We start from the raw sequence: 9,602 nt of genomic DNA, 5'->3' as shown, positions 1-9,602 counted from the left end.
CCAGAATGTTCTTGCCCAGGATGCTTTTGCCCATGCTCGGATCCCGTCTCCGTGTCCTTGCGTGCCCGGAATTCGTGAGTGCCCGGGCCGGCCTCTCACTTCAGGTTCTCAAATCCCTGCGCGAAGCCCTTCATCGAGAGCGGAATGCCGACGCCCTCCTCCGGGGTCTGGAAGACGATGAAGGTCGCCTGGGCGCCGCCGCTGAACTGCTTGACCAGACCGTCATCCATCACGACCTCGGCGACGCAGCCCGTGGTCAGGCAGCGCACGAAACCGGCGCGGCCGACATCCGTCTTGTCGATCTTGAGCCCGAGGCCCGAGGGCAGCAGCACGCCGAGCGGAGCCACCACTCGCAGCAGGTAGCCGCGATTGTCGGCGGTCTTGAGCACGATCACCACGAGGGTGAGGTTCGGCCGGTCCTCCGCCGCGAGGTACTGCACCATGGCGCATTGCTCGGCCTTCGCGCCGGCCGGCGTCTCGCAGCGCAGCTGCCAGTCGCCAAAGGTGTTGCGCACCATGCCCTGCGCCGACGCGCCCTGCGGGCCGAAGCCCCCGAGCAGCAGAAGTGCACCGAGCGCGCCTGCCGCGACACCCCGGGCGACCAGGCCGCGTGCGCGCTGCACCATTCCACCAGACCCCACGCGTCGATCCTCTCGCATGGCCCGCCGCCCCGCGAGCCGTTAACCGAAAACACGGGTGTTCCGACCATGCTCGGCCCACGACTGTCAAGCGAAGCCCGAGCCTGGGAACCGACTATCGCGTCGCGCGTACAGCCTCTAGTGCTGACCGTCACGCTTGCCCGCCAACGGACGAATCCATGCGACTCCGCGCCTCTCTCTTCCTCGTCGCCCTCGCGTTCGCCGGTCCGGCCGTGGCCGACCCGCTGCCGGTGAACGAGACTACCTATGTCGAGCGCTCCCTGAACCGTGACGGGCCCCTGGTGATCGAGCACCGGCCGGTTCCGCGCACGCCGGGCGGGCGGCGCAGCGGTTCTTCGGCGGAAATCGCGGGTTTCTGCCGCGACGGCGGCATCATCCGGCGCCGGGACGAGTTCGGCCAGCCGGTGATCCTGCGGCAGCGCGAGGTCTGCGACGGCGTGGCGCCCCGGACCCTGAACCCCGGCGACGTCGATCCGCGCCCGACCTGGCCCGCCGAGCGTGTCGTGCGAAGCCGGGTGCTGCGCGTCCGGGGTTGAGGTCCCCTCAGCCGTAGCGGTGCAGACCGGCGCCGTTGCGCTTGAGCCAGCGCTCGGCCTCGTCCACGTGCGGGCAGAGCGACCCGACGAGAGTCCAGAAGCGCTGGGAATGGTTCATCTCGCGCAGGTGGCCCATCTCGTGGGCGACGAGGTAGTCGAGCACCAGGGGCGGCGCCAGGATCAGGCGCCAGGAGAAATTCAGTTCGCCCCGCGCGGTGCAGGAGCCCCAGCGGCTCCGGGTGTCCCGCAGGGTGATCCGGGTCGGCCCCTGGCCCAGCTTGTCCGTGTAGCGGGCCACGGCCTCGACGATGTCGCGCTGGGCCTCCCGCTTCAGGAAGTCCGCGACCCGGCGCCCGATATGGGGAGCGTCGCAGGCCACCGACACGACGGGCTCGTCCGCCACCCGCTCGAAGCGGGTCGCGCCGCTACGGGCGGCGCGATGCGCGATCCGGTGGGGCACGCCACGCACCGGCAGCACCGCATCGGCCGTGAAGAGCACGCGCTCCGGCATCTTGGCGAGGCGGGCCGCGATCCAGCCGCCGTGGCTGACCGCGAAGGTCCGGGCGACGGCGACCGAGGTTCGCGTCGGCAGGGTCATCACCACCTCGCCGGTCGCGCTCGACACGCGCAGGGTCAGCCGCCGGGCGGTGGGCCTGCGCCGAATCAGGACGCGCAGGGTCTCGCCCGCATGCACGATGTCGAGGTGATCCGGGTCCGCCCCGCGCAGCAATGCCAATCGCATGGCGTCAGCTTAGCGGCTGTCGCAGAGCTCCGCCATCGATCCCGGCGGCTTCATCCTCAGGTCTGATCGGCCGCGGCGGATTCGGGCTGGTGGGCGATCGCCTTCGTTTCGCCGGGGCCCGCCATCTCGCGGATGAAGGCGGCGATCCGGGGCGCGATCACGGTGCGGTAGCGCGAGCCGTTGAAGACGCCGTAATGCCCGACACCCTTCTGCAGGTGATAGGCCTTCCGCTCGGCGGACAGGTTCGGCGTCAGGTCCAGGGCGGCCAGCGTCTGGCCGACGCCGGAGATGTCGTCGTTCTCGCCCTCGACGGCGAGGATCGCGCATGTGCGAATGGCGGAGAGATCCACGCGGGCCCCCCGATGGATCATCGTGCCCTGCGGCAGGGCGTGGTCGACGAAGACCGTCTTCACCGTCTGGAGGTAGAACTCGGCGGTGAGGTCCATCACCGCGAGGTACTCGTCGTAGAACTCGCGGTGCTTCTCCGCCGAATCGCCGTCGCCCTTCACGAGATGGTCGAACATCTCCGTATGGGCGTTGACGTGCCGGTCGAGGTTCATCGCCATGAAGCCGGAAAGCTGGAAGAAGCCCGGATAGACGCTGCGCCAGGCGCCCGGATACCCGGCCGGCACGGTGGTGATGCAGTTGCGCTCGAACCAGGCCGTGCCGCGCTCCTGGGCGAGGCAGTTCACGGCCGTGGGGGAGCGGCGGGTGTCGATGGGCCCGCCCATCAGGGTCATCGAGCGCGGCACGGGTTCATAGCCCTGCGCCTCCATCACGGCGATGGCGGCCAGGACCGGGACCGCGGGCTGGCACACGGCCATGACGTGGAGATCGGGCCCGAGGTCGCGGAAGGCATCGAGCAGATAGTCGATATACGTGCCGAGATCGAAGCGCCCGGCCGTGAGCGGCACCATGCGGGCGTCGATCCAGTCTGTGATGAAGACCTGATGGCTCGGCAGCATCGCCTCGACGGTGCCCCGCAGCAGCGTGGCATAATGGCCCGACATGGGCGCCACGATCAGGAGCTTGGGTTGTGCTTCGGCGGGGCCGCGCACGAAGCCCCGGTCGAAGGTGACGATGCGGCAGAACGGGCGCTCCCAGACCACGCGCTCGCTCACTGGCACGCTGACCCCGTCCACCTGCGTGGTAGAAAGGCCAAAGCTCGGCTTGCCATAGCGCCGGGTCACCCGCTCGAACATCTCGCAGGCCGCCGCCACCGAGCGCGCATAGGGAGAATAGGCCAGCGGATTGGCGGGATTCAGCAAGCTGTGCTTGGCCATGTCGGCGACGAGACGCGCCGGCGTGGTCATGATCCGTGCCGCCTCGTACCAGTAATAGGACAGGTTCACGCGCCGTTCCCCCTTGTACCGTTGCCGTCATTCGCGCGGCGCCCGAAGCGCCGGCCGGACCGAATCCTCAACCTTCGATTCCTTCGATTTAGAGCAAATGCAATCGCCGCGAGAGCCGTGCAACGCTGATGCGGGGATGGACGCGAGACAACCAGGCCCTATCGTTTCCGGGACATGATCGACATGAGCACCAGCGGCTTCGTCCGCGACGCCCGCCACCTGCGGCTCGACACCTTCGTGCGGCTGCGCTGGCTCGCGATCACCGGCCAGAGCGCGGCGGTGGTAGGCGCGCAGTTCGGTCTCGGGCTGCCCCTTCCGTTCGGCTGGTGCTTCCTCGTCATCGCGACTTCGTCCTGGCTCAACCTGGCGCTCCGCATCCGCTTCCCGGCGAGCTACCGCCTCAGCGACGATTCGGCGGCCCTCCTGCTCGCCTTCGACATCATCCAGCTCGCGGCGCTGCTGTTCCTCACGGGCGGGCTGCAGAACCCGTTCTCGCTCTTATTCCTGGCGCCCGTGCTGATCTCGGCCACCGCTTTGCCGCCGGAGCGGACGCTCGCCCTCGGGCTTCTCGCCATCGGTCTGGCGACCCTCCTGGCCCTGGTGCACCGCCCCCTGCCCTGGTTCGCGGACGGACGGCTCGAACTGCCGTTTCTCTACATCTCCGGCATCTGGACCGCGATCCTGCTCGGCACCGCCTTTACGGGAGTCTATGCCTGGAAGGTGGCGGAGGAGACGCGCCAGCTCGCCCAGGCCCTGGCCGCCACGGAGCTCGTGCTCGCCCGCGAGCAGCACCTGTCGCAGCTCGACGGCCTCGCGGCGGCGGCGGCCCACGAACTCGGCACGCCGCTGGGCACCATCATGGTCGTCACGAAGGAACTCACCCGCCAGCTCGCCACGACGGCCAGCCCCGCCGTGCGCGAGGACCTCGCGTTGCTGCGCGATCAGGTCGACCGCTGCCGCGGCATCCTCTCGAAGCTGACCTCGCTGGACAGCGACGAGGCCGGCTTCCTCCAGACGGTCGGGCTCAGCCACCTCGTGGAGGAACTCGTCGAACCCCAGCGCGCCATGGGCATCCTCCTCGACGTGTCGAACCATGGCGACGGACCCGAGCCGGTGTGCCGGCGCAATCCCGGCGTGATGTTCGGGCTCGGCAACATCGTCGACAACGCCGTCGACTTCGCGAACGCGCGGGTCGTGATCGAGGCGCGCTGGACCCTGGAGCGGGTCTGGCTCGAGATCCGCGACGACGGCCCCGGCTTCTCCAGCGAGGTCCTGCTCCGGGCCGGCGAGCCCTACGTGACCACCCGCAGCCCCGACCGCTCGCGCAGCCCCGACAGCACGGGCGCGGGCCTCGGCCTTGGTCTTTTCATCGCCAAGACACTGATCGAACGCTCCGGCGCGCAGCTGACGTTGTCGAACGTTTCGCAGTCGGGCGCCACGGGCGCCGTGGTGCGAATCAGCTGGGCCCGCCACATCTTCGAGCGAGACGCGATCTCGCTGAATCACGCGCAATTGAGTCGTCCGCAACCCCTAACCGAAACCAGCGCGTCACCTATATAATGCAACAATGAAAACTCAGACGACGATCGATCAGGTATCACGGAGGAGCGTCGGATGCTGACGCAGACTGGAACCACGGCGCCCGGTGCCGACATCGCGCAGCTTGCCGACAACGATCCGCTCGCGGCCTTCACGGACCGCACCCTGCTGATCGTCGATGACGACAAGCCCTTCTCCACGCGGCTCGCCCGCGCGATGGAGATGCGCGGCTACGAAGTGCAAGTGGCCGAGAGCGTCGCCGACGGCGTTTCCATGGTCGATGCGCGACCGCCCGCCTTCGCCGTCATCGACATGCGGCTCGGGGACGGCAACGGGCTCGACGTGATCGCCCGCCTGAAGGAGCGCCGGCCCGAGGCCCGGGGCGTGATCCTGACGGGGTACGGCAACATCGCGACCGCCGTGACGGCGGTGAAGCTCGGCGCCTTCGATTACCTCGCCAAGCCCGCCGATGCGGATGAGATCCACGGCACGCTCATGGCGCAGCCCGGCGAGCGGGCCGACCCGCCCGAGAATCCCATGTCGGCCGACCGGGTGCGTTGGGAGCATATCCAGCGCGTCTACGAGCTTTGCGGCCGCAACGTCTCGGAAACCGCCCGGCGCCTGAACATGCACCGCCGGACGCTCCAGCGGATCCTGGCCAAGCGCGCCCCGCGCTGAGGCCGGGCTTCGACGAACGGGTGGGGCGACGTTGCGCGACCGATGTGGTTCGCGCTACGTCGCCCTTTCTCCGATCGGCACCGGGAGAGCCTGGCCGCCGGACTGGACATGGGACAAGTCGGCTGTGAACACGCGCAACCTCATCACCATCCTCAGCATGATGGTGCTCGTCGGCACGGAAGTCTTCGCCGTCGCGATCGCGGCGGGCTGGGCCCTCGCCGGCCTCTTCGACCTCGGCGACACAGTGGGCCATGTGCTGATGGCGGTTTTCAGCGTGGGGGCCGCCTGGGTCATGCTGCAATTGTGGCGCCGGGCGACCAGCATCGAGCCGCTGCGGGATCCGGCCGCTAAGACGCGCTGAGAGCGATCGGGTCAGACCGGTCCGCCGACGCTCCCTGCGTCCCGTTGGCCGTTTCGCGTTGCCTGAGGCGCGTTTCCCGATTATCGCCAGGGTGCCCTGACCTGAGCCGGGGTGCCCCGACATCAGATCGAGTCCGAGCCCATGAAAGCACGCATCATCGTCACCCTGAAGACCGGCGTGCTGGACCCGCAGGGCAAGGCGATCGAAGCGGCCCTGACGTCCTTCGGCCTCACCGGCATCGACGGCGTGCGGCAGGGCAAGGTCTTCGACGTCGAGATCGCGGGCGACGACCGCGCGGCAGCCGAGGCGACCCTTAAGAGCGCCTGCGAGAAGTTGCTCGCCAATACCGTCGTCGAGAACTACGCCATCGAGATCGCCTGATGCGCGCCGCCATCATCGTCTTCCCGGGCTCCAACCGCGACGCGGACGTGGCCCGGGCCCTGACACGATCGGGAGCCGAGGTTGTCAAAGTCTGGCACGCCGACACCGCGTTGCCGGCCGGCACGGATCTCGCTGTTCTGCCCGGCGGCTTTTCCTACGGTGACTATCTGCGCTGCGGCGCTATCGCAGGCCGTGCGGCGGCGATGGACGCGGTGCGCGCCCATGCGGCACGAGGCGGCCTCGTGCTCGGCATCTGCAACGGCTTCCAGATCCTGTGCGAATCGGGCCTGCTGCCCGGCGTGCTGATGCGCAACGTCGACCGGCGCTTTATCTGCCATCGTCAGCTGCTCCGGGTCGAGCGGGCCGACACGCGGTTCACCTCGGCCTACGCGCCGAACCAGGTGATCGACGTCTGTGTGGCCCATGGCGAGGGCAACTACTTTGCCGATGCCGACACCATTGCGCGTCTCGAGGGCGACGGCCGGGTGGCCTTCCGCTATTCGGACGCCGCAGGCAACCTGACGGTGGACGCGAACCGCAACGGCTCTTTGAACTCCATCGCGGGCATCTATTCCGAGAAGCTCAACGTGCTCGGCCTGATGCCGCACCCGGAGAACTTCGTGGAGGATCTCGTCGGCGGCACGGACGGGCGCGGCCTGTTCGAGAGCCTGGCGGCGTAAGCCATCCGACCCTCCCCCCTTTGCGGGGGAGGGTGATCGAGAAGCGACCAGGAGAGGGGGAAGCCCTATCCGGATAAGGCGCTCCCCTCAATCGACCCGCTTCGCGGGTCACCTTCTCCCGTAGAGAGGAGAAGGATCGATCGGTCTCAGTGGCCGTCGAATTCCATCAGCGTCCGCACCGGCACGTCGAGGTCGCGCAGCTTCTGAGCGCCGCCGATCTCCGGCAGGTCGATGACGAAGCAGGCAGCGACCACCTCGGCGCCGATCCGGCGCAGCAGGTTCACCGCCGCGCAGGCCGTGCCGCCGGTGGCGATGAGGTCATCCACCAGCAGCACCCGGTCACCCGGCTTGATGGCATCGACGTGGATTTCCATTTCGTCGGTGCCGTATTCGAGCGCGTAGGCAATCGAGACGGTCTGGTGGGGCAGCTTGCCCTTCTTGCGGATCGGCACGAAGCCCGAGGAGAGCTGGTGCGCCACCGCGCCGCCGAGGATGAAGCCCCGCGCCTCGATGCCCGCCACCTGATCGATCCGCCCACCCGCATAGGGATGCACCAGGGCGTCCACCGCCCGCCGGAAGGCCCGGGGGTCGCTCAACAGGGTGGTGATGTCCCGGAAGATGATGCCGGGCTTCGGGTAATCCGGAATCGAGCGGATCGAGTCCTTGAGCGCGATGTGGCGGCGCGGTTCCATGCGGGCCTCTCAGGAGGGTTTCGGGAGGTCGGGGCGATCAGGCGTTGGCGCGGCGCAGGATCTTAACGAGTTCGCTGTGGAGGATCTCGTTGCCGCAGGCGACGGAGCGGGCCGCCAGGGGCTCGGCGCCTCCGTCCGCGCTGGTGACGAAGCCGCCGGCCTCGGCGCCCCCGGCATAGCGCGTCGCGACGCCCTCGCGCCCGGCCTCGGTGAAGCCGAACACGTCCGTGAGGATCGCGGCCGTGGGGCCGGCCTCGCGCACCAGCAGGGTGACACCGTGGAAACCCCGGATCGCATGCTCGGGCGGGACCGTCCCTCCCGTCCAGGCGAGATCGTCCCCGGGGGCCTCGACCCCGACGAGCGCGAGCATCATGCCGTCCGGATCCCGGAAGCGCAGAACCGGCTCACCGAAGGCGTGCGCCGGGGCCTCGTGGGTGACGCCCTTCTCGACGAACCTGTGCGTCCACCAGCCGATGGACGAACGCGGCACGCGGAAGGCCGTCTCCTGCGTCTCCCCGATTCCGACCCGGCCGGGAGCCGCGTGCGCGATCGGGAAGAACGTCAGGATCGTGCCGGGACGCCCGGTCTCGTCACCGTAATAGAGGTGATAGGTGCCGGGATCGTCGAAGTTCACGGTCTTCTTCACGAGCCGCAGGCCGAGGACTTCGGTGTAGAAGTCGAGGTTGCGGCCGGCGGCGCCGGAAAAGGCGGTGACGTGATGGATGCCGTTCTGGGACATGGGACGCTCTCCTGGCAGGCGGCTCCGCGTCGTCTCGACGGTGCCGCGATGTCAGGAAGATGCGATCTCCCGCGTTCCGCGAAAATGGAAACGATGGAAACACATCGTTTCGAAATCTAAGCTCAACCAATCCACGTGACGGCCCGGCGCACCTCACAGGCGGAGCATCAGGTTGTGGAGGACGCGGGCGCGGGGAGGGGCCCTGACCGGCGGCGCGTCAGGCCGCGGTGATGTCGAGTCTCAAACCGCGTCCGCGCATCACCTTGCCGATCCGTTCGCGCATTCCGGGACAGAGCCGGTCCACCCGCATGTGCAACGTGTCGCCCGTGGGCGTTCCGGTGACCCACAGCCGGTAGTGCAGCCCCTCGTCGCGCAGCTGCTCCAGCAGGCGCTCGGAGGCGATGCGGTTGGCCTCATTGTTCTTGGCGATGAGGCTGCCATCCATGATCATTCCTCTCAGGGTTTCGCTCCGGTGTTCAGACAGGGCAACGCATGACCGGGGACTTTCATCCTCCGGCACGATGGCCAAATTCGAGGTCGGACTGCGCACGGCTCGTATGCGGTTGCGGAATGCGAATCCCGGACCAGGGGGGTGGGAGGGCCGCGATGCCGCCCTGATGCGCGCTTTCTAATGCCGCATCCTCCCCCAGTATGAAGCGGATTCCCGTCCATTCCGCTAAGCACGGGTGATCGGTGACCCGAGCGAAGCCCGACTCGCCATCCCTGGTCACCAACGCACGGGGACGGTCCGACGACACGGGCCGCCACGCCGTCGCGAGCCCCATGCCGATTTTTGCCCAGGAGGCTGCCGAGGGGGTTGCGTCGCCGGGGGCCAAAAGCTAAGACCCGCCTGCCTTTAGGGGCGTCGGAGCGTAGCGCAGCCCGGTTAGCGCACTAGTCTGGGGGACTAGGGGTCGGAGGTTCGAATCCTCTCGCTCCGACCATTCGAAGCCTGCCCCATCAGGGCTTCGAGCATTGCCGCCCCAGGGGCGCGCGGAACTTCATTTCATCAGAATTTTCGAGGGTGCCGCCGATTTCGTTCGGGTGGTTTGGCGCGATCCCTTTGTGGCCCGTCGGGCGACAGCGCGGGTGGTCTGGATCTCGGCACCGCACAAGCCGGGCAGGGCTGCCCACGCCCCACGGTGGCATGGTGCAGCCAGACGCCTGCGTGGTAGACAGCCTTCCACAATCTCGGGATTCCCGATCACCGGAGATGCGATGCGGCGGATCGACCTTCGGCAAG

General features: G+C 68.3%; 11 protein-coding genes, 1 tRNA gene and 1 pseudogene. 7 read left to right on the top strand and 6 right to left on the bottom strand.

Annotated features, from left to right (window positions below; genetic code table 11):
* Window positions 1-95: 95 nt before the first annotated feature.
* A complete protein-coding gene (locus MFF30_RS07605; RefSeq protein ID WP_238278367.1) occupies window positions 96-626 on the bottom strand; it encodes an invasion associated locus B family protein in 531 nt (176 codons plus the stop codon).
* 191 nt (window positions 627-817) lie between these two features.
* On the opposite strand from MFF30_RS07605, the gene MFF30_RS07600 reads away from it, so the two are divergent.
* Window positions 818-1,195, top strand: coding sequence for a hypothetical protein (locus MFF30_RS07600; RefSeq protein ID WP_238278359.1), 378 nt, complete (start codon window positions 818-820; stop codon window positions 1,193-1,195).
* A gap of 7 nt (window positions 1,196-1,202) precedes the next feature.
* Here the strand turns inward: MFF30_RS07600 and MFF30_RS07595 are convergent, their stop codons facing one another.
* Both MFF30_RS07595 and MFF30_RS07590 read right to left on the bottom strand, forming a co-directional pair.
* Window positions 1,203-1,937, bottom strand: coding sequence for a M48 family metallopeptidase (locus MFF30_RS07595; RefSeq protein WP_238278357.1), 735 nt, complete (start codon window positions 1,935-1,937; stop codon window positions 1,203-1,205).
* 56 nt (window positions 1,938-1,993) lie between these two features.
* Window positions 1,994-3,289 carry a polyhydroxyalkanoate depolymerase gene (locus MFF30_RS07590; protein WP_283205876.1) on the bottom strand — a complete coding sequence of 432 codons (1,296 nt, stop codon included), beginning with the start codon at window positions 3,287-3,289 and terminating at the stop codon, window positions 1,994-1,996.
* A 174-nt stretch (window positions 3,290-3,463) separates the two neighbouring features.
* On the opposite strand from MFF30_RS07590, the gene MFF30_RS07585 reads away from it, so the two are divergent.
* From MFF30_RS07585 to purQ, 5 genes are all read left to right on the top strand, one after another.
* Window positions 3,464-4,849, top strand: a complete 1,386-nt coding sequence (locus MFF30_RS07585; protein ID WP_238278355.1) for an ActS/PrrB/RegB family redox-sensitive histidine kinase — start codon at window positions 3,464-3,466, stop codon at window positions 4,847-4,849.
* Window positions 4,850-4,903: 54 nt separating this feature from the next.
* Complete coding sequence (locus MFF30_RS07580) at window positions 4,904-5,506, top strand: ActR/PrrA/RegA family redox response regulator transcription factor (RefSeq protein WP_238278353.1); 603 nt, start codon at window positions 4,904-4,906, stop codon at window positions 5,504-5,506.
* Window positions 5,507-5,630: 124 nt separating this feature from the next.
* On the top strand, window positions 5,631-5,867 hold the full coding sequence (locus MFF30_RS07575; protein WP_238278351.1) for a hypothetical protein: 237 nt from the start codon (window positions 5,631-5,633) through the stop codon (window positions 5,865-5,867).
* Between the two features lie 141 nt (window positions 5,868-6,008).
* Window positions 6,009-6,248, top strand: coding sequence for a phosphoribosylformylglycinamidine synthase subunit PurS (purS, locus tag MFF30_RS07570; RefSeq protein WP_238278349.1), 240 nt, complete (start codon window positions 6,009-6,011; stop codon window positions 6,246-6,248).
* Window positions 6,248-6,928 (top strand): phosphoribosylformylglycinamidine synthase subunit PurQ, encoded by a 681-nt coding sequence (gene purQ / locus MFF30_RS07565; RefSeq protein ID WP_238278347.1) that lies wholly within the window; start codon window positions 6,248-6,250, stop codon window positions 6,926-6,928. The genes purS and purQ overlap by 1 nt, the downstream gene beginning before the upstream one ends.
* A gap of 146 nt (window positions 6,929-7,074) precedes the next feature.
* Here the strand turns inward: purQ and MFF30_RS07560 are convergent, their stop codons facing one another.
* From MFF30_RS07560 to MFF30_RS07550, 3 genes and pseudogenes are all read right to left on the bottom strand, one after another.
* A complete protein-coding gene (locus MFF30_RS07560; RefSeq protein ID WP_238278346.1) occupies window positions 7,075-7,620 on the bottom strand; it encodes an adenine phosphoribosyltransferase in 546 nt (181 codons plus the stop codon).
* A 142-nt stretch (window positions 7,621-7,762) separates the two neighbouring features.
* Window positions 7,763-8,359: pseudogene (locus tag MFF30_RS07555) on the bottom strand (VOC family protein); the annotation flags it as partial.
* A 217-nt stretch (window positions 8,360-8,576) separates the two neighbouring features.
* Window positions 8,577-8,804, bottom strand: coding sequence for a hypothetical protein (locus MFF30_RS07550; RefSeq protein WP_238278344.1), 228 nt, complete (start codon window positions 8,802-8,804; stop codon window positions 8,577-8,579).
* Between the two features lie 421 nt (window positions 8,805-9,225).
* Between MFF30_RS07550 and MFF30_RS07545 the strand changes: the two genes are divergently transcribed.
* Window positions 9,226-9,303: transfer RNA gene (locus MFF30_RS07545), tRNA-Pro, on the top strand.
* Window positions 9,304-9,602 lie beyond the last annotated feature (299 nt).

This window comes from Methylobacterium goesingense (assembly GCF_022179225.1).
Classification (GTDB): domain Bacteria; phylum Pseudomonadota; class Alphaproteobacteria; order Rhizobiales; family Beijerinckiaceae; genus Methylobacterium; species Methylobacterium goesingense.
This window is presented reverse-complemented; position numbering and strand designations above follow the sequence as displayed.

Coding starts and splice junctions, on each gene's coding strand:
- purS (WP_238278349.1), top strand. CDS start 6,009: ATGAAAGCACGCATCATCGTCACCCTGAAGACCGGCGTGCTGGACCCG.
- MFF30_RS07595 (WP_238278357.1), bottom strand. CDS start 1,937: ATGCGATTGGCATTGCTGCGCGGGGCGGACCCGGATCACCTCGACATC.
- purQ (WP_238278347.1), top strand. CDS start 6,248: ATGCGCGCCGCCATCATCGTCTTCCCGGGCTCCAACCGCGACGCGGAC.
- MFF30_RS07550 (WP_238278344.1), bottom strand. CDS start 8,804: ATGGATGGCAGCCTCATCGCCAAGAACAATGAGGCCAACCGCATCGCC.
- MFF30_RS07560 (WP_238278346.1), bottom strand. CDS start 7,620: ATGGAACCGCGCCGCCACATCGCGCTCAAGGACTCGATCCGCTCGATT.
- MFF30_RS07580 (WP_238278353.1), top strand. CDS start 4,904: ATGCTGACGCAGACTGGAACCACGGCGCCCGGTGCCGACATCGCGCAG.
- MFF30_RS07605 (WP_238278367.1), bottom strand. CDS start 626: ATGGTGCAGCGCGCACGCGGCCTGGTCGCCCGGGGTGTCGCGGCAGGC.
- MFF30_RS07600 (WP_238278359.1), top strand. CDS start 818: ATGCGACTCCGCGCCTCTCTCTTCCTCGTCGCCCTCGCGTTCGCCGGT.
- MFF30_RS07585 (WP_238278355.1), top strand. CDS start 3,464: ATGATCGACATGAGCACCAGCGGCTTCGTCCGCGACGCCCGCCACCTG.